Annotated in this window: 14 protein-coding genes and 1 rRNA gene; 8 read left to right on the top strand and 7 right to left on the bottom strand. The window is 71.6% G+C overall.

Annotated elements, in window-relative coordinates; genetic code table 11:
• Window positions 1–35 precede the first annotated feature (35 nt).
• Window positions 36–152 (top strand): 5S ribosomal RNA (gene rrf, locus ACWD4O_RS18150).
• Window positions 153–253: 101 nt separating this feature from the next.
• Here rrf and ACWD4O_RS18145 read toward each other — a convergent pair.
• The 5 genes from ACWD4O_RS18145 to ACWD4O_RS18125 are packed head-to-tail and all read right to left on the bottom strand — an operon-like array spanning window position 254 to window position 5,939.
• Window positions 254–1,564: a DUF58 domain-containing protein gene (locus tag ACWD4O_RS18145; RefSeq protein ID WP_451280853.1), complete on the bottom strand. Its 1,311-nt coding sequence runs from the start codon at window positions 1,562–1,564 to the stop codon at window positions 254–256.
• Complete coding sequence (locus ACWD4O_RS18140; protein WP_450952873.1) at window positions 1,564–2,553, bottom strand: AAA family ATPase; 990 nt, start codon at window positions 2,551–2,553, stop codon at window positions 1,564–1,566. The genes ACWD4O_RS18145 and ACWD4O_RS18140 overlap by 1 nt, the downstream gene beginning before the upstream one ends.
• Complete coding sequence (locus ACWD4O_RS18135) at window positions 2,553–3,749, bottom strand: DUF4350 domain-containing protein (RefSeq protein WP_451280851.1); 1,197 nt, start codon at window positions 3,747–3,749, stop codon at window positions 2,553–2,555. The genes ACWD4O_RS18140 and ACWD4O_RS18135 overlap by 1 nt, the downstream gene beginning before the upstream one ends.
• On the bottom strand, window positions 3,746–4,555 hold the full coding sequence (locus ACWD4O_RS18130; protein WP_451280849.1) for a DUF4129 domain-containing protein: 810 nt from the start codon (window positions 4,553–4,555) through the stop codon (window positions 3,746–3,748). The genes ACWD4O_RS18135 and ACWD4O_RS18130 overlap by 4 nt, the downstream gene beginning before the upstream one ends.
• Before the next feature lie 4 nt (window positions 4,556–4,559).
• Entirely contained in the window at window positions 4,560–5,939 is a 1,380-nt protein-coding gene (locus tag ACWD4O_RS18125; RefSeq protein WP_451280847.1) for a glycerophosphoryl diester phosphodiesterase membrane domain-containing protein, read from the bottom strand.
• 140 nt (window positions 5,940–6,079) lie between these two features.
• On the opposite strand from ACWD4O_RS18125, the gene mtnA reads away from it, so the two are divergent.
• A complete protein-coding gene (gene mtnA, locus ACWD4O_RS18120; RefSeq protein WP_451280846.1) occupies window positions 6,080–7,225 on the top strand; it encodes an S-methyl-5-thioribose-1-phosphate isomerase in 1,146 nt (381 codons plus the stop codon).
• 37 nt (window positions 7,226–7,262) lie between these two features.
• Here the strand turns inward: mtnA and ACWD4O_RS18115 are convergent, their stop codons facing one another.
• Complete coding sequence (locus ACWD4O_RS18115; RefSeq protein WP_451280845.1) at window positions 7,263–8,171, bottom strand: GNAT family N-acetyltransferase; 909 nt, start codon at window positions 8,169–8,171, stop codon at window positions 7,263–7,265.
• 182 nt (window positions 8,172–8,353) lie between these two features.
• Between ACWD4O_RS18115 and mtrA the strand changes: the two genes are divergently transcribed.
• The 6 genes from mtrA to ACWD4O_RS18085 all read left to right on the top strand — a co-directional run bounded on the left by mtrA (window position 8,354) and on the right by ACWD4O_RS18085 (window position 16,233).
• On the top strand, window positions 8,354–9,043 hold the full coding sequence (gene mtrA / locus ACWD4O_RS18110; protein ID WP_187283109.1) for a two-component system response regulator MtrA: 690 nt from the start codon (window positions 8,354–8,356) through the stop codon (window positions 9,041–9,043).
• Window position 9,044: 1 nt separating this feature from the next.
• Window positions 9,045–11,237, top strand: coding sequence for an MtrAB system histidine kinase MtrB (gene mtrB, locus ACWD4O_RS18105; protein WP_451280844.1), 2,193 nt, complete (start codon window positions 9,045–9,047; stop codon window positions 11,235–11,237).
• Complete coding sequence (locus tag ACWD4O_RS18100; RefSeq protein WP_451280842.1) at window positions 11,212–13,056, top strand: LpqB family beta-propeller domain-containing protein; 1,845 nt, start codon at window positions 11,212–11,214, stop codon at window positions 13,054–13,056. The genes mtrB and ACWD4O_RS18100 overlap by 26 nt, the downstream gene beginning before the upstream one ends.
• A gap of 199 nt (window positions 13,057–13,255) precedes the next feature.
• Window positions 13,256–14,251, top strand: coding sequence for a ComF family protein (locus ACWD4O_RS18095; RefSeq protein ID WP_451280841.1), 996 nt, complete (start codon window positions 13,256–13,258; stop codon window positions 14,249–14,251).
• Window positions 14,252–14,565: 314 nt separating this feature from the next.
• Window positions 14,566–15,258: a ribosome hibernation-promoting factor, HPF/YfiA family gene (hpf, locus tag ACWD4O_RS18090; protein ID WP_450945561.1), complete on the top strand. Its 693-nt coding sequence runs from the start codon at window positions 14,566–14,568 to the stop codon at window positions 15,256–15,258.
• Window positions 15,259–15,486: 228 nt separating this feature from the next.
• Complete coding sequence (locus tag ACWD4O_RS18085) at window positions 15,487–16,233, top strand: response regulator transcription factor (RefSeq protein WP_351919171.1); 747 nt, start codon at window positions 15,487–15,489, stop codon at window positions 16,231–16,233.
• A 19-nt stretch (window positions 16,234–16,252) separates the two neighbouring features.
• Here ACWD4O_RS18085 and ACWD4O_RS18080 read toward each other — a convergent pair whose 3' ends face one another.
• Window positions 16,253–17,425 (bottom strand): winged helix-turn-helix domain-containing protein, encoded by a 1,173-nt coding sequence (locus tag ACWD4O_RS18080; RefSeq protein WP_451280839.1) that lies wholly within the window; start codon window positions 17,423–17,425, stop codon window positions 16,253–16,255.
• Window positions 17,426–17,498: the final 73 nt, after the last annotated feature.

Here is a 17,498-nt window from a genome sequence, read left to right as displayed (position 1 = left end):
CGGCATGGTGCGGCAGATTCACAGTTTCATAGTGTTTCGGTGGTCATAGCGTGAGGGAAACGCCCGGTTACATTCCGAACCCGGAAGCTAAGCCTTACAGCGCCGATGGTACTGCAGGGGGGACCCTGTGGGAGAGTAGGACACCGCCGAACAAATATTACGGGGAACCCCCGCACCTTATGGTGCGGGGGTTTTCTGCGTTCGGACCTCGACTTGAATTGACGGGCTCTCCCATGGGAGAGCCCGTTTTGCGTTACAGGCGGCCGGCTGCTTTTAGCGCCAGATAGGCATCCGCCAGTGCCGGGGCGAGTTCCTCGGGTGTTGCGTCGACGACGGTGACGCCGTGTCGGCGGAGTTGTTCGGCTGTGCGGTGGCGTTCGGTCTGGGCCTGGGCGGCGGCTGCGGCCTCGTACACCGCGTCGACATTGCCGCGTGAGCTAGACATGCGGGCGATGTGGGGATCGGCGACCGATGCCACCAGGACCGTGTGGCGTTGGGTGAGCTGAGCGAGGACGGGGAGGAGGCCTTCTGCGACCGGGGCGGCGTCGAGCGTGGTCAGCAGGACGATGAGGGAGCGGCGGGGGGCCGTGCGGAGGGCTGCGGCGGTGAGGCCACGGGCGTTCGTTTCGATCAGTTCGGGTTCGAGGGTCGCCATGGCGTTGACCAGGGACGGAAGCACGTCGCGGGCTGTTCGGCCCTGGACCAGGGCGCGTACTCGTCGGTCGTAGGCGAGGAGGTCGACGCGGTCGCCGGCGCGGGATGCCAGTGTTGCGAGGAGCAGTGCGGCGTCCATGGAGGCGTCGAGGCGGGGTGCGTCGTCGACGCGTCCTGCTGACGTGCGGCCGGTGTCGAGGACCAGGAGGATGCGTCGGTCGCGTTCGGGACGCCAGGTGCGGACGGCGACCGTGGAGTGGCGGGCGGTGGCTCGCCAGTCGATCGAACGGGTGTCGTCGCCGGGAACGTATTCGCGCAGGCTGTCGAATTCTGTGCCCTCGCCACGGGTCAGGACGCTGGTGCGGCCGTCCAGTTCGCGCAGGCGGGCCAGTTTCGACGGGAGGTGCTTGCGGCTGGTGAACGGGGGCAGGACGCGTACGGTCCAGGGGACCTTGTGGGTGCCTTGGCGCGAGAAGAGGCCGAGGGGGCCGAAGGAGCGGATCGTGACGCGGTCGGTGTGGTGGTCGCCTCGGCGGGTGGGGCGTAGGCGGGTGGTGATGCGGCGGCGTTCGCCGGGCGGGACCGTCAGACGGTGGCGGGAGGCTTCGCTCTCGGTGCCTGGTTGCCAGCTGCTGGGGGGCCAGGCGTCGCGGAGGTGGGCGCGCAGGGGGCGGCCGGACGGGTTGGTGATGGTGAGGGTGATGTCCGCCGGATCGCCTAGGCGGGTGGTGGTGTCGCCGGAGCGGGTCAGGCCGAGCCGGCGGACCGGGGCTGCGAGGGCGAAGTCGCAGGCACAGGCGATGGCGAGGGGAGCGTTGACGGCGAGGATGCCCGTCCAGCTGGGGTCCCAGATGCCGATGGGGAGGGAGCCGAGGGCCGCGATGAGTGCGGTGCGTCCGGTGAGAGCCATCAGCGGGGGACGGGGACGTGGGTGAGGATCGCGTTGATGACGGAGTCTGCGGTCACGCCTTCCATCTCGGCTTCCGGGCGTAGCTGGACGCGGTGGCGGAGGGTGGGGAGGGCGAGGGCTTTGACGTCGTCGGGGATGACGTAGTCGCGGCCGGTCAGCCAGGCCCAGGCGCGCGCTGTGGCCAGGAGGGCGGTCGCGCCGCGGGGGGAGACGCCCAGGGTGAGGGACGGGGATTCGCGGGTGGCGCGGCAGATGTCGACGACGTAGGCCGTGATCTCGGGGGAGATCGTCGTCTTGGCGACTGCTGCGCGGGCGGCTTCGAGGTCGGCGGGGCCTGCGACGGGGCGTACGCCGGCGGCGCGCAGGTCGCGCGGGTTGAAGCCCTCGGCGTGGCGGGTCAGGACGTCGATCTCCTCCTGGCGGGAGGGGAGCGGGATGGTGAGTTTGAGGAGGAAGCGGTCCAGCTGGGCTTCGGGGAGGGGGTAGGTGCCCTCGTACTCGACGGGGTTCTGGGTCGCAGCGACCAGGAACGGGTCGGGGAGGGGGCGGGGGGTGCCGTCGACGGTGACCTGGCGTTCTTCCATGGCTTCGAGGAGGGACGACTGGGTCTTCGGCGGGGTGCGGTTGATCTCGTCGGCGAGGAGGAGGTTGGTGAAGACCGGGCCGGGCTGGAAGGAGAACTCGGCCGTGCGGGCGTCGTAGACGAGGGAGCCGGTGATGTCGCTCGGCATGAGGTCGGGGGTGAACTGGACGCGCTTGGTGTCGAGTTCGAGTGCGGAGGCAAGGGCGCGGACGAGCAACGTTTTGGCCACTCCGGGGACTCCTTCGAGGAGAACATGTCCGCGGCAGAGGAGGGCGACGACGAGACCGGTCACGGCGGGGTCCTGGCCGACCACGGCCTTGGAGATCTCGGCGCGCAGGGCTTCCAGGGAGGCGCGGGCCCGGCCCGGGTCCCCGGTGTTCCCGGCGTTGTCAGTGGTCGGGTCCATCATGGACGGCGTACCTCTCTTTCGAGGGCGTCGAGTTGGTCGGCGAGTGCGATCAGGGCCGCGTCGTCGCCGGGCGGTGGGCCGAAGAGGAGGGAGTGCAGGGACTGTCCGTCGCCGTGGAGGTGGGCGGACAGGGCGGGGACGAGTGCCTCGGGCGCGTGCGCCTGGGTGACGGGGACGCCCAGGAGAGGGGCGAGGCGGGTGCGGGTGGTGGAGCGAAGAGCGGCGGCCGCGCGGTCGCGGGCGTCTGCTTTGCGGTAGAGGCGGGCTCGGCCTTCGACGGTTTCGGAGGCGCGGATCGCCACGGGGAGTTTTTCGGTTACGAGCGGGCCGAGTCGGCGTGCCCGCCAGAGGGCGGCGAGGGCTGCCGCGAAGAAGAGCTGCAGTGTGCCCCAGAGCCAGCCGGAGGGGAGCAGGTCGAAGAAGCTTTTTTCGTCGTCCGGGTCGGTGGCTGAGGTGTCGGAGAGCGAGGGGAGGTACCAGACCAGATGGGTGCGGGAGCCGAGGAGTTGGAGGGCGAGCGAGGCGTTGCCCTGCTCGTCGAGGCGCTTGTTGTAGAGGATGTCGGGCGCGCCGAGGACGAGGGTGTCGCCGTCGCCGGTGGTGTCCGGGATGCGCAGCAGGGTGGCCAGGCGCGCGCTGGGGTAGCACTCGTCGGCGCCGAGGTGGCGGGTGGTGTAGCGGATGCCGCCGGTTTCGGCGGTGCCGGCGCGGCGGGCGGCGGGCAGTGCGCAGTCGGGGGAGAGCGCGGTGCCGCGGCTGTTGGCCGGGTCGGCGGTCACGCCGGGGGCGAGGGTGCTCACGGACCAGCTGCCGGGGGCGATGAGGAGAGTGCGGCCGCCGGAGTCGGCGATCGCCGAGCGCAGCTCACGTTGTTGATGTTTCGTCAGGAGATCGGGGGCGGCGATCAGGAGGGTGGTGTCGGGGCCGGCTGCGGTTTGGGCCGCGGCCAGGGTGGTGACCACGCGGGTGGACACGCCGCGGTCGGCGAGGAGTTCGGCGACGGCGCGGCTGCCATAGGGGTCGGGGGAGCGCGGGTCGAGGGCGCCGTGGCGGGCGTCGGACTGGAGCGCGGCGAGTGTGACGGCCCCGGCCAGGAGGAGCGCGAGGGCGAGGGTGAGTCCGCGCGCGCGGGTCCACAGTCGGCGGGCGGTGGGCGAGGTCGAGGTGGACGGGAGCGTGGCCTCGGTCGTCATTCGGCGGCCCCCTGGCGGGCGGGGTGGGCCGCGGTGTGGGTGTTGCTCACCGTCAGTCGGGGTTTGGTGCGTTCCAGGTCGAGGTCGAGTTCGGCGATGCGTCCGTACGACTGTTCGGTTGCTCGGCGGCCGCCGTATGTGACGTCGTCGAAGTCGCGGGCGGCGGCGCCGAGTCGGTCGGTGTGGGCGGGCAGGGTGCGGCCGGCTTCGGCGGCGGCCTCGTCGGCCGTGCGGCCGGGGCGGGCGTCGAGGAGGGCGCGTTCCTCCAGGGAGCGGACGATGGCGCGCATGCGTTCCTGGACGGCCTGGTTCCAGTGGCCCTGGGCGGCGTGCGCCTCGGCGGCGGCGCGGTGTTCGGCGGCGCTGCGGGGACGGTCGTCGAACAGGGCGGCGGTGGAGGAGGGTGCACGGCGTGGGGCGCCCAGGCGCCACCACAGGGCGGCCACGACGGCCACGACGGCGAGGATCACGACCAGTAGGCCGAGCGTTCCGCCGGGGGTGGCGGTGGAGGCGGTGCCGAACAGGTCGCCGATCCAGTCCCAGAAGGTGTCCAGGGCGCGCTGGAAGAGGCCGGGGTCGTTCTGGTGGTACAGGTCCTTCGACAGCTCGCGGCGGGCCGCTTCCCGCGCGGGATCGCGGGGGATGGTGACCGGCGGTTCGTCGCCCGAGCGGCCCAGTGACAGCACGGTGCCGTTGCCCGCCCGCAGTACGGCTTCCACGGCCCGGTCGGCGATGCCGGGCAGCGCCCTTGTGGGCAGGCCGCCCGGGAGTGGTGCCGCGATGAGTGCTCCCCCCGCCAGGCTCACCGCATCAGCTCCCCGGAGTCGTGCCGGGTGCGGGGGAGCCGTAGTCCTGGAGGCCTGCGGCGCGGGCCAGGTCGAGGTCGAGGGCCTCGCGGCGGATGCGCTGGTCGATGTAGAGGAGCACGATGACGCCTGCCGCGATCGGGAAGGTGATCATGGAGCCGATGACGGATCCGATGCCGCTGACGATCAGGTAGGTCCAGCCGTAGTCGCCGCCGGCCTCGACCATGTTGCTGACGCCTCCGTCGCTGAGGGAGGCGCCGAGGAGGGCGAACGGTACGACGATGATCATCGCGATGATGTTCGAGATGAGCAGGGCGAGCAGTTGGATGCCGAAGACGCGCCACCAGGAGCCGCGGGTGAGCTTCGCGGAGCGGCCGAGCGCCTTCTTGATGCTCTGCTTCTCCAGCATCAGTGCGGGCGAGGCGAGGGAGAAGCGGATCAGCAGCCACAGGACCAGGACGACCGAGCCCAGGATGCCGAAGGCCTTGAGGGCGGATCCCGCGTCGGCGTTTCCGGCGGCGCTCACCAGGATGCCCGGCAGCAGACACGCGAAGGCGACGCCGCCGGCCATGAGCACCAGCAGGAAGATCAGGCCGAACAGCTTGGGCACCTGGGGGCGGGCGTCGCGCCAGGCCTCTCCGAGGGTGACCGGTTTGCCGAGCACCGCGCGGCTGGTGACGGCAGTGAGGAGGGCGGTCGCCGTGATGGTGCCGAGGAGGGTGATGAGGAGGACGGGGCCGGAGGCGCGCATGGCGTCGCCCATGGCGTTGAGCTGCTCGTCGACGGTGGCGTTCGGGTCACCGAGGGCGGTGGTGTCCGTGGTGCCGTTCAGGATCAGGCCCTGGAGCAGGACGACGAGGATCTCGGTGACGACCGCGACGGTCAGCGAGATGCCCAGGACCGTGCGCCAGTAGGTGCGCATGGTGGCGACGGCGCCGTCGAGGATCTCGCCCACGCCGAGCGGACGCAGCGGGATCACGCCGGGCTTGGCCGCGGGCGGGGGGCCGCCCCAGCCGGCGCCCCAGCCGCCGGGGGCTCCGTAGCCGCCGGGAGGGCCGTAGCCCCCGGGGCCTGCGGGGCCGCCGGGATGTCCGCCGCCCGGGCCTGCGGGCGGGTAGGCGCCCCAGCCCTGGGCGGGCGCCGGCGGCGGAGGGGGCGGCGGGGTCTGGCCCGGGTTCTGGGGGCCTGCGGGCGCGGACCACTGGCCGGGTGGCGGCTGTTCCTTGGACCACTTCGTGCCGGGGCTCTGTGGGTTCGCGCCCGGCTGGTCCGCGGGCTGAGCGCCGGAGGGCCGGTCGACGGGCTCGGCGGGGTGGGACGCGCCGGGCTCCTGTCCGTCGGACGGGGCGGATCCGGGCGAGGCCCAGCCCGGAGTGTCTTTCATCGTCGCTCCTTCACGGTGCCCGTCCGCGGTCGCGGCGGCAGGTTGGGAGCCATCGTGCCATGGGGTGCTCACCGGTGGATCGGCCGCGGTATGGGCTGCACTCCTTCAATTGTCCGCCGGATCGGGGGCAGACTGACGACATGGCTGATCAGTACGCGCAATCCGGCGGGGACAAGCGGCCGACCGGGATACCCGCGATCCGTTGGGAGGAGCCGCCCGAGGGTCCCGTACTGGTTCTTCTCGACCAGACGAGACTGCCGGCCGAGGAAGTCGAACTGGTGTGTACGGACGCGTCTGTGCTGGTGGAGGCGATCCGCTCGCTGGCCGTGCGCGGGGCGCCGCTGCTCGGGATCGCCGGGGCGTACGGCGTCGCGCTCGCCGCCGCGCGCGGATTCGACGTGGACGAGGCCGCGAACGCGCTGGCGGGCGCCCGGCCCACCGCGGTGAATCTGTCCGTCGGTGTGCGCCGGGCCCGGGCCGCGTACCGGGCGGCGCTCGCCGAGGGCGGTGATCAGGGGCAGGGGGCGCGGGCCGCGTTGGCCGCCGCGCGGCGGCTGCACCGGGAGGAGGCCGAGGCCAGTGTCCGGATGGCCGGGCACGGGCTGGCACTGCTCGACGAACTGCTGCTGGGCGGCGGGCACCGGATCCTCACGCACTGCAACACCGGGTCGCTGGTGTCGGGCGGGGAGGGGACGGCGTTCGCGGTGGCGCTCGCCGCGCACCGGGCGGGGCGGCTTCGGCGGCTGTGGGTGGACGAGACGCGTCCGCTGCTGCAGGGAGCCCGGCTCACGGCGTACGAGGCGGCGCGCAACGGCATGGCGTACACCCTGCTGACGGACAACGCGGCGGGCTCGCTCTTCGCGGCGGGAGAGGTGGACGCGGTGCTGATCGGGGCGGACCGGATCGCGGCCGACGGGTCGGTGGCGAACAAGGTGGGGAGTTATCCGCTCGCGGTCCTCGCCCGGTACCACCATGTGCCGTTCATCGTGGTGGCGCCGGTGACGACGGTCGATCCGCAGACGCCGGACGGGGCGTCGATCGAGGTGGAGCAGCGTCCCGGGCACGAGGTCACGGAGATCGTGTCGCCCCAGGCGCCGGTGACGGGAGCGGGAGGAGGGACGGCGGTGGCGCCGTTGGGGACCCAGGCGTACAACCCGGCGTTCGACGTGACGCCGCCCGAGTTGGTGACGGCGATCGTCACGGAGGAGGGCGCGGTCTCGCCCGTGACGGCTGCCGCGCTTGCGGAGCTGTGCGGCAGGGCGCGCCAGGACTCGGGCCGGGCCTGACCGGCCGTCGGTCGTCGGCCCGGGCCGGAGGTCCGGCTCATGAGCGTGCGGGTTGGCCGGCGATCAGGAGGGTGGTGTCTGCGGGGCGGAAGCCCAGACGGGCGTAGATACGGGCGACGGTGTCCTCGGCGTAGGCGAGGAAGATCGTGTCGACGCCGTGGGCGCGGGCGTGGGTGACCAGGGCCGCGGTCACGGCGGCGGCCAGGCCCTGACGGCGGGCGGAGGGGAGGGTGCCGATGCCGCCGATCTCCGTGGTGCCGGTCGCGGGGTGGTAGTGGCCGGTGGCCAGGGGGGTTCCGTCCGGGGCGAGGGCGGCGAGGAGCGCTTTGTGCCCGGCTCGGAGTGTGGGGCGCACGGTGGCCACCGTGCCGTCCTCGGTCAGCTCCGCGGCCAGCCGCGACAGCTTGGTGCGGTCGGACGAGTGGCCAGACGAGTGGCCAGACGGGCGGTCGGACGGGCGGTCCGAGAGGTGGTCCGTCTGGTCCGTCGCGGGGTGGGGCTCCTGGGCGAAGGCCAGGCGGGGGAGGGCGAGGGCGGCGGGCAGGGCGGGGTCGTCCTCGGTCAGCGCGCGCAGCGTCACGCCGTCCGGCACGGGCTGCGGAGGGAGAGGGTGGTGCGGCGGGAGGGCCATCAGCGGGCGGCGCAGCACCTTCAGGCCCGCGGCCTCGATGAGGGGACGCAGCTCCGGCGCCGACTCGGCCAGCCACTCGAACGCTTCCGGCACACCGAGCTCACGCTGCCGGGCACGCACCCTGGCGATGTCGTCGGCACTGACGGAGGCCGCGCCCTCCGCGGTGGGCTGGGCGTGACCCGGGCCGCCGTAGTACGGGGCGCCCGGCTCCTTGCGGACGAACAGGCGCAGTGGGCCGAAGTCCTCGGCGTCGGCGAAGAGGAGGGGGACGGTGGCGTAGTACTCCTGGATGCGGTCGTGCAACGGGTCGCTCATACGGCGTATCCCACCACTGGAGGGTGCCGCACAGCAGGGAGTTGCGCCGCTGAGATCGCCGCTGACACCGGTGCCGACATCGACGTCGGGGGACCGGGGCAGACAGTGACGGTCCCGTACGACTATCGTCACTGGTCGGTGACCCTGCTCACCTGCGCAACCTTCACCGTTATGAGAATGGGATGATGTCGTTTATGAAGGGACGAGTCCTTGTCGTCGACGACGACACCGCACTGGCCGAGATGCTCGGCATTGTGCTGCGTGGTGAAGGTTTTGAGCCGTCTTTCGTAGCCGACGGTGACAAGGCGCTGGCTGCGTTCCGTGAGGCGAAGCCCGATCTGGTACTGCTGGACCTGATGCTTCCCGGTCGGGACGGCATCGAGGTGTGCCGCCTGATCAGGGCGGAGTCCGGAGTGCCGATCGTGATGCTCACGGCCAAGAGCGACACCGTGGACGTGGTCGTCGGGCTGGAGTCCGGCGCCGACGACTACATCGTGAAGCCGTTCAAGCCGAAGGAGCTGGTCGCCCGGATCCGGGCGCGGCTGCGGAGGTCCGAGGAGCCCGCGCCGGAACAGCTCGCCATAGGCGACCTCGTCATCGACGTGGCCGGTCACTCCGTGAAGCGGGACGGGCAGTCGATCGCGCTGACCCCGTTGGAGTTCGACCTGCTGGTCGCGCTCGCCCGCAAGCCCTGGCAGGTGTTCACCCGCGAGGTGCTCCTCGAACAGGTATGGGGCTACCGGCACGCGGCGGACACCCGCCTGGTCAATGTGCATGTACAGCGGCTGCGCTCCAAGGTCGAGAAGGACCCGGAGCGACCCGAGATCGTGGTGACCGTACGTGGCGTCGGATACAAGGCAGGACCCAGCTGACATGTCCGGGGACAGTGCCGCTTCGGCTCCCGGCCGGTCCGGGGCCCGTCCGGAGCGGCCTGTCGGCCGTAAGACGCCGGGTTCACGCTTCGCCCGCCTCCTCGAAGGCGGACTGCTGCAGGGCGGGGTACAGGGCAGCCCCGTCCTGAGGCTGCTGCTGCGCTGGGTGCGCCGGCCGCTGCTGCCCGTCATGCGGCTGTGGCGGCGCAACATCCAGCTCAAGGTCGTCGCCACCACGCTGCTGATGTCGCTGGGCGTCGTCCTGCTGCTCGGCTTCGTCGTCATCGGGCAGGTCCGCAACGGGCTGCTGGACGCCAAGGTCAAGGCGTCCCAGAGCCAGGCCACCGGCGGGTTCGCCGTGGCCAAGCAGAAGGCCGACGAGGCCGCCAGCGCTGTCGCCGACGACGGAACCCCCGCGAACGGCCGCGCCTCGCAGAACGTCATCGAATGGATGAGCGAGCTCGTGCTGTCGCTGTCCAGCGGCGGCCAGGGTGCCTTCGACGTGGTCACCCTGCCCCCCGACGACGACACCGCTGGCGGCCGCGGGCCGCGCGCCTCCGGCTTCGTCGACCCCAACAAGAGCGTCCCGGAGAACCTCCGCGCGCGGGTCAACACCAGCACCGGCGCGGTCCAGAGCTACTCCCGGATCATCTACCTCAGCGACAAGGACTCCCAGCCGGCCCTCGTCATCGGCAAGCAGGTCAACGACCCCAACGGCGACACCTACGAGCTGTACTACCTCTTCCCGCTCACGCAGGAGGAGAAGTCGCTGAGCCTGGTCAAGGGGACGCTGGCGACGGCCGGGCTCTTCGTCGTCGTACTCCTCGGGGCCATCGCCTGGCTCGTCGTGCGGCAGGTCGTCACGCCCGTGCGGATGGCCGCCGGGATCGCCGAGCGGCTGTCCGCCGGGCGGCTGCAGGAACGCATGAAGGTCACCGGCGAGGACGACATCGCACGCCTCGGCGAGGCCTTCAACAAGATGGCGCAGAACCTCCAGCTGAAGATCCAGCAACTGGAGGACCTGTCGCGGATGCAGCGGCGGTTCGTCTCCGATGTCTCGCACGAGCTGCGCACGCCGCTGACGACCGTCCGCATGGCCGCCGACGTCATCCACGACGCGCGGGTCGACTTCGACCCCATCACCGCGCGGTCCGCGGAACTGCTCGCCGACCAGCTCGACCGGTTCGAGACACTCCTCGCCGACCTGCTGGAGATCAGCCGCTTCGATGCCGGCGCCGCCGCCCTGGAGGCCGAGCCGATCGACCTCAGGGAGGTCGTGCGGCGGGTCGTCAGCGGGGCCGCGCCGCTCGCCGAACGCAAGGGGACGAACGTACGCGTCATCGGCGACCAGCAGCCCGTCGTCGCCGAGGCCGACGCCCGGCGTGTGGAGCGGGTGCTGCGCAACCTGGTGGTCAACGCCGTGGAACACGGCGAGGGCAAGGACGTCATCGTCAAACTGGCCGCCGCGGGCGGGGCCGTCGCCATCGCCGTGCGCGACTACGGCGTCGGGCTCAAACCCGGCGAGGCCACCCGCGTCTTCAGCCGGTTCTGGCGCGCCGACCCGGCACGCGCGCGTACCACCGGCGGCACCGGCCTGGGGCTGTCCATCGCCCTCGAGGACGCGCGACTGCACGGCGGCTGGCTGCAGGCCTGGGGGGAGCCCGGCGGCGGCTCACAGTTCCGGCTGACGCTGCCCAGGACCGCCGACGAGCCGCTGCGGGGCTCACCGATACCGCTCGAACCCAAGGACTCCCGTCGCAACCGCGGGGAACTCGACGAGGCAGGTCTGCCGCGCGGCGGAGGCGAGAAGAGCGCGACCGTGCCGGTGCAGCCCGCCGCCGAGCAGCTGTCGGCCGCCCGGACCCCGCTCACGCCCCGGAACGCCTCCGTCGCCCCCACGGCCGACCCGACGGCGCTGCCCGGCAACGGCGCGCGCGTGGTGCCGCGGCCCGCCTCGGGCACGAACGGCGTACGACGGCAGGATGAGGCGCCCGCCGCCGGGACTACGGCAGGCGGCGAGGGCCCGCAGCAGCGGGAGCGGCCGGAGCGGGCGGAGCGACCCCAGCGGGCGGGAACCGCTGACACGGGTGACACGGACGGCGTGGGTGACACGGCGCCGAGGGGGAATGCGGACCGGCCGGGCGCCGGGGCGCGAGGCGCGGACGAGCATGGGGAGGCATTTCGTGGGCGCTGAGCAGCGCGAGGGGGGAACCCGGCGCACGCCGGGGCGCGTGGTGGCGTACGCCGCCGGCGGCGTCGTACTGCTGGCGGGGTGCGCCTCGATGCCCGACAGCGGGGATCTGCGCGACGTCGAAGCCACCCAGCGCCAGGACACCCAGGTACGGGTGTTCGCGATGCCGCCCCGCGACGACGCACCGCCCTCGGAGATCGTCCAGGGCTTCCTCGAGGCGCTCACCAGCGACGACCCGGGCTACTCGACGGCGCGGCAGTACCTGACCGAGAAAGTCGCCCAGAAGTGGGAGCCGGAACGGTCCACCACGGTCCTGGCGGACGGCCCGGCGACCGAGGCCGGACCCGCCGGAGGCCGGGAGGACGGCGACGACTACTCGTTCGTCCTGACCGGCACGCGAGTCGCCACCGTCGACGCCCAGCAGTCGTACACGCCCGCCTCGGGCAGATACGGGCAGACGGTCCACCTCACCCGCGACAAGAAGACCGGGCAGTGGCGCATCGACGCGCTCCCCCCGGGCGTCGTCATGGGCAAGTCGGACTTCCAGCGCAACTACGTGTCCGTCAACAAGTACTACTTCGCCTCCAACACCGCGGCCGACAGCTCCGGCCAGCCCATGGCCGTCGCCGACCCCGTCTACGTGCGTGAACGCGTCGACCCCATGACGCAGGTGGTGCGGTCCGTGCTCAACGGGCCCACCAGCTGGCTGCGCCACGTCGTCAGATCCGGCTTCCCGACGGGAGCCACGCTGCCCAAGGGCGTCACCTCGCTGACGCCCGACGACCAGAACAAGCTCACCGTGCCGTTGAACGACAAGGCCGCCGACATCGGACAGGGCAAGTGCGACGAGATGGCCGCCCAGCTGCTGTTCTCCCTGCAGAGCCTGACCCCCACCGTCGACGAGATCGCACTGCGCGCGGGCGGCACACAGCTGTGCTCCCTCACCGAGGAACGGGCCGCGACCGTCGCCGCGCGCGGTTCGGAGACCGACCCCGAGTACCTGTACTTCATCGACGGCCAGCACCGCCTCGAACGTGTCTCGAGCGGCAGCAGCAAGGCCGTCCCCGTGCCGGGAGCGCTCGGCGACGGCACCAAGGCGCTCAGCTCGGTCGCCGTGGCCCGCGACGAACACAGCGCCGCCGGAGTCGCCCTCGACGGCAAGACGCTCTACGTCACCTCCACCGTGTCGGGCAGTTCCATCGGCGACCCCGTGCTGCAGAGCAAGGGCAAGACGGAGGCCGACCGGCTCACCACCCCCAGCTGGGACGCCCAGGGCAACCTGTGGGTGGCCGACCGCGACCCCGAGAACCCTCGCCTGCTGCTGCTCGAGAAGGGCGGCGGCCAGCCGCTGGAGGTGCTCACTCCGGGTCTGGACGGCCGTATCAACGCCGTGCGCGTGGCCTCCGACGGGGTGCGCATCGCGCTCGTCGTCGACAAGGGCGGCAAGCAGTCCTTGCTCATCGGACGGATCGAGCGCAGCCAGGGCAGCGGCGAGCCGCCGTCCATGTCGGTCCAGGAACTGCGCTCCGCGACACCGGAGTTGGAACAGGTCACCGCCATGTCGTGGGCCGGGGACAGCCGGCTCGTGGTGGTCGGGCGCGAGTCCGGCGGCGTGGAACAGGTGCAGTACGTGCAGTGCGACGGCTCGATCCCCGAGGCGGGCACGCTTCCCGGCCTCACCGAGGTCACGAGCATCGCCGCTTCCGAGGACAGCGACACCCCGCTCTTCGCGACCTCCAAGGACGGGCTGCTGTGGCTGCCCGGCGGGAGCGGCTGGCGGACGTTGAAGGAGACCGCGTCGGCCGCGTTTTACCCGGGGTGATCTTTTCTCTCCCGGCTGTTCCGGCTCTCCCGGCTGTTCCGGCTGTTCCCGGCATTCCAGGGCGAAGTCCTTTGGAACTGCTTTCCGCCTGAACCTTTCTGCCTGCCTTCGCGCGAGTTTTCCACAGGGCGCCGACGGAGTTCCCGACGGTTTTCCACAGGGGTGGCAGGCCGCTTCGGACGTTGGCAGAGTGATCGACGTGGAAGGCGTTCGCAGGTGGTGGCAGGAACTCGCCGGCCTGGTGCTGCCCGCCGCGTGCGGAGGCTGCGGAAGTGCACGTACGGTGCTCTGCCCGCAGTGCCGAGCGGCGCTGGGCGGGGCCGTGCCGTTCCGGGTGCGGCCCGTGCTCGAACCGCCCGGGCTGCCCGCCGTGCACGCGGCGGCCCGGTACGCGGACGAGGTACGGGCGGTGCTGCTGGCCCACAAGGAACGCGGCGCGCTGGCGCTCACGCGACCGCTGGGCGCGGCGCTGGCGGGGGCTGTGCGGGCGGGGGTGAGGGAGGCGGGGGAGGGGGTGGGGGTGGGGGAGGGGGAGGGGCCCCAGCCCCCCGGATACGTACTGCTCGTCCCCGTCCCGTCCGCCCGCGCCGCCGTACGCGCGCGTGGGCATGATCCGGCGCGGCGGATCGCGCTTGCGGCGGCCGGTGAGTTGCGGCGGGCCGGGGTGCCGGCGCGGGTGGCTGCGGTGCTGCGGCAGCGGCGGGCCGTGGTCGATCAGGCGGGGCTCGACTCCCGGCAGCGGCTGGACAACCTGGTGGGCGCGCTGGGGGTGGTGCCCGGGGGCGCGCGGGTGCTGTGCGGTGGTCCGGTGGTGCTTGTCGACGACCTGGTCACCACGGGTGCTTCGCTGGCGGAGGCGGCGCGTGCGGTGCGGTCGGCGACGGCGGTGGCGCGGGCTCAGCGGGTTGGGCGGGCTGGGCGAGCGGAACGGGTGGGACGGGTGGAAGGTGGGGAGTGGGTGGAGGAGGGAGCGGTGTGGGGTGGAGGTGCAGCGGCTGTGTACGACGGTGTCACTCGGGAAGACAGAGATGACGGAGAAGTCGGAGCAGGCCGTGCGGACAGGGCGGTGGAGCCGTCCGGAGCAGGTGAGGGAGGCGTGAGCGGGGTGTCGGCGGGCGTGGGCGGTGGCGGTGACGTGCTCTGCGCGGCCGTGGTCGCGGCGTCGCCGGGGTCTTTCGAAATAAACCGGAACTGAGTGAGAACTTGCGTCGTTGCAGGTAATGAGAGGGCCAATTCACCTGGATGGAGGTACGCGGCAGTAGAGGGTGACGACATCCGTCCGGGCGAGATATGTTCGGTTGTGAGGGAAAGCCGCAGGCCACACCTCTCATATCCGAATGCCGTGCTGCGGTTTTCGTAATCTTCCGCAGCGCCTGGGGTGTAGATCTCGCCCATGGGGGAGGAGGAGGTGGAAGTCACCGAGTCAGAGGTTCCGGTGCTCACCGGGGCCTGGTGCAAAAGGGAGACGCTCCGCCGTCGAAGCGGAGTGATCCGGGAACGGAGTTCTGCGTGGACATCGTCGTCAAGGGCCGCAAGACCGAGGTGCCCGAGCGGTTCCGCAAGCACGTGGCCGAGAAGCTGAACCTGGAGAAGATCCAGAAGCTCGACGGCAAGGTGATCAGCCTCGACGTCGAGGTGTCCAAGGAGCCCAACCCCCGACAGGCCGACCGGTGTGACCGAGTGGAGATCACTCTGCGGTCCCGCGGCCCTGTGATCCGGGCGGAGGCGGCGGCCAACGACCCGTACGCGGCACTCGACCTGGCGGCGGAGAAGCTGGACGCCCAGCTGCGCAAGCAGCACGACAAGCGATACACGCGCCGCGGCGCCCGCAGGCTCTCCGCGGCAGAGGTTCCCGACCACGTTCCGGGCGTGGCGACGCTCAACGGCAACGGCCGTCCCGTCCCGGCCGGTGAGTCGGACAGCGTGCCGACCAGGAAGATCGGCTCGCTCGAGGTGCAGGGCGACGGCCCCCTCGTGGTCCGCGAGAAGACGCACGTGGCTGCCCCGATGACCCTTGACCAGGCCCTCTACGAGATGGAACTGGTCGGACATGACTTCTACCTGTTCGTCGACTCCGAGACGAAGCAGCCCAGCGTCGTCTACCGGCGGCACGCCTATGACTACGGCGTGATCTACCTCGACACCGACCCGATGGTGGCTCAGGCGCATGCACCCGAGGCGGGTGGCGCTCTGGGCGGCTGACGCTGCCCGGTGACAGCTGAGACCTTGCCCTGGTGACAGCTGAGCGGTGTGCCCCTGGAAGCGCATGTGCGCCCCCAGGGGCACCCTCGTGCGACCCCTTGGGACATCGCTCTGTCATCGCGTTGTCGGTCGGGCATGGAATCATGGCAGGGCGGCTCAACCGGTGGGCCGTTGCCTTGGGTTGGCGATGGCTCAGAACCACGGCCACAGCCTTCAGGGGGAGGAACGATGGCGGACAGCTTCGGACCGATGCGGGACGAGGGCGCCGGCGACGGCGTCGTCGGCATGGGCCCGGACGGGGGCACTGCACGCAAGGAGCCGATCAGAGTCCTTGTCGTGGACGACCATGCCCTGTTCCGCCGGGGACTGGAGATCGTGCTCGCGGCCGAGGAGGACATCCAGGTCGTCGGTGAGGCGGGGGACGGCGCGGAGGCCGTGGACAAGGCGGCCGACCTGCTGCCGGACATCGTGCTGATGGATGTGCGGATGCCCAAGCGGGGCGGTATCGAGGCGTGCACCTCCATCAAGGAGGTGGCTCCCAGCGCGAAGATCATCATGCTGACGATCAGCGATGAGGAGGCCGACCTCTACGAGGCGATCAAGGCGGGTGCGACCGGTTATCTCCTCAAGGAGATCTCCACGGACGAGGTCGCCACGGCGATCCGTGCGGTGGCCGACGGGCAGTCGCAGATCAGCCCTTCCATGGCGTCGAAGCTGCTCACCGAGTTCAAGTCGATGATCCAGCGGACGGACGAGCGTCGGCTCGTGCCCGCGCCGCGGCTGACGGACCGGGAGCTGGAGGTGCTCAAGCTGGTGGCCACGGGGATGAACAACCGTGACATCGCGAAGGAGTTGTTCATCTCCGAGAACACCGTGAAGAACCATGTGCGCAACATCCTGGAGAAGCTGCAGCTGCACTCCAGGATGGAGGCGGTGGTGTACGCGATGCGGGAGAAGATCCTCGAGATCCAGTGACCTGCTCCGGCGGGCCTGGTCAGGCCAGTGCGCGGGCCAGTTCTCTGGTGAGGGGCTCGCGCAGGTCGGGGGCGTCCACGCGCTCCACGCGTACGTCTGTGCAGTCCACCCAGGTCGCGGCCTCGATGAGGGCCTGCGCTACTGCCGGGACGGCCTTGGGGCCGTCCAGGGTGACCTGCCTGGCGACGAGGGTGCGGCCCTCGCGGGCCGGGTCCACGCGGCCGACGAGCCGTCCGCCGGCCAGGACCGGCATCGCGAAGTAGCCGTACACCCGCTTCGGCTTGGGGACGTAGGCCTCCAGGCGGTGGGTGAAGCCGAAGATCCGCTCGGTGCGTGCTCGTTCCCAGACCAGGGAGTCGAAGGGGGACAGGAGCGTGGTGCGGTGGCGGCCGCGCGGGGGCGTCTCCAGGGCCGTGGGGTCGGCCCAGGCGGGCTTGCCCCAGCCTTCGACCGTGACGGGGACCAGGCCCGAGTCGGCGATCACAGCGTCGACCTGTTCGCCCTTGAGGCGGTGGTAGTCGGCGATGTCCGCGCGCGTGCCCACGCCGAGGGACTGGCCGGCGAGGCGGACGAGGCGGCGCAGGCACTCGGTGTCGTCCAGCTCGTCGTGCAGCAGGGCGGCGGGTACGGCGCGTTCGGCGAGGTCGTAGACGCGCTTCCAGCCGCGGCGCTCGACGCAGACGACCTCGCCGTGCATCAGCGCGCGTTCCACGGCGACCTTGGTGCCGGACCAGTCCCACCACTCGCTGGTCTTCTTCGCTCCGCCCAGGTCGGTGGCGGTGAGGGGGCCTTCGGCGCGGAGCTGTTTGACGACCTGGTCGTAGGTGCCTTCGGGGAGGGAGTGGTTCCAGTGCGGGCGGTTGCGGTAGGCGCGGCGGCGGAAGGCGAAGTGGGGCCATTCCTCGATGGGGAGGATGCACGCGGCGTGCGACCAGTACTCGAAGGCGTGCGTGTCCTGCCAGTAGGAGTTCTCGACGGTCTTGCGGCCGACGGCTCCCAGGCGGGCGTAGGGGATCAGCTCGTGGGAGCGGGCGAGGACGGAGATGGTGTCGAGCTGGACGGCGCCGAGGTGGCGGAGGACGCCGCGGACGCCGGCTTTGCGGTCGGGCGTGCCGAGGAAGCCCTGCGCTCGTAGGGCGATGCGGCGGGCTTCGTCTGCGGAGAGCTCGGTGGCGGGGCGCGGGGTCGTCATGGCTCGCACGATAGGGGGTGGGTCTGACAATGCGGGTTGAGCTGGGAGTCTGTGGGGTGGGGTCGGTGGAGGC

The sequence above is a fragment of the Streptomyces sp. NPDC002623 genome (assembly GCF_053592635.1).
This window is presented reverse-complemented; position numbering and strand designations above follow the sequence as displayed.

Coding starts and splice junctions, on each gene's coding strand:
- ACWD4O_RS18115 (WP_451280845.1), bottom strand. CDS start 8,171: ATGAGCGACCCGTTGCACGACCGCATCCAGGAGTACTACGCCACCGTC.
- mtnA (WP_451280846.1), top strand. CDS start 6,080: ATGGCTGATCAGTACGCGCAATCCGGCGGGGACAAGCGGCCGACCGGG.
- ACWD4O_RS18145 (WP_451280853.1), bottom strand. CDS start 1,564: ATGGCTCTCACCGGACGCACCGCACTCATCGCGGCCCTCGGCTCCCTC.
- ACWD4O_RS18135 (WP_451280851.1), bottom strand. CDS start 3,749: ATGACGACCGAGGCCACGCTCCCGTCCACCTCGACCTCGCCCACCGCC.
- ACWD4O_RS18140 (WP_450952873.1), bottom strand. CDS start 2,553: ATGGACCCGACCACTGACAACGCCGGGAACACCGGGGACCCGGGCCGG.
- ACWD4O_RS18100 (WP_451280842.1), top strand. CDS start 11,212: ATGGGGAGGCATTTCGTGGGCGCTGAGCAGCGCGAGGGGGGAACCCGG.
- ACWD4O_RS18085 (WP_351919171.1), top strand. CDS start 15,487: ATGGCGGACAGCTTCGGACCGATGCGGGACGAGGGCGCCGGCGACGGC.
- ACWD4O_RS18125 (WP_451280847.1), bottom strand. CDS start 5,939: ATGAAAGACACTCCGGGCTGGGCCTCGCCCGGATCCGCCCCGTCCGAC.
- mtrB (WP_451280844.1), top strand. CDS start 9,045: ATGTCCGGGGACAGTGCCGCTTCGGCTCCCGGCCGGTCCGGGGCCCGT.
- ACWD4O_RS18080 (WP_451280839.1), bottom strand. CDS start 17,425: ATGACGACCCCGCGCCCCGCCACCGAGCTCTCCGCAGACGAAGCCCGC.
- mtrA (WP_187283109.1), top strand. CDS start 8,354: ATGATGTCGTTTATGAAGGGACGAGTCCTTGTCGTCGACGACGACACC.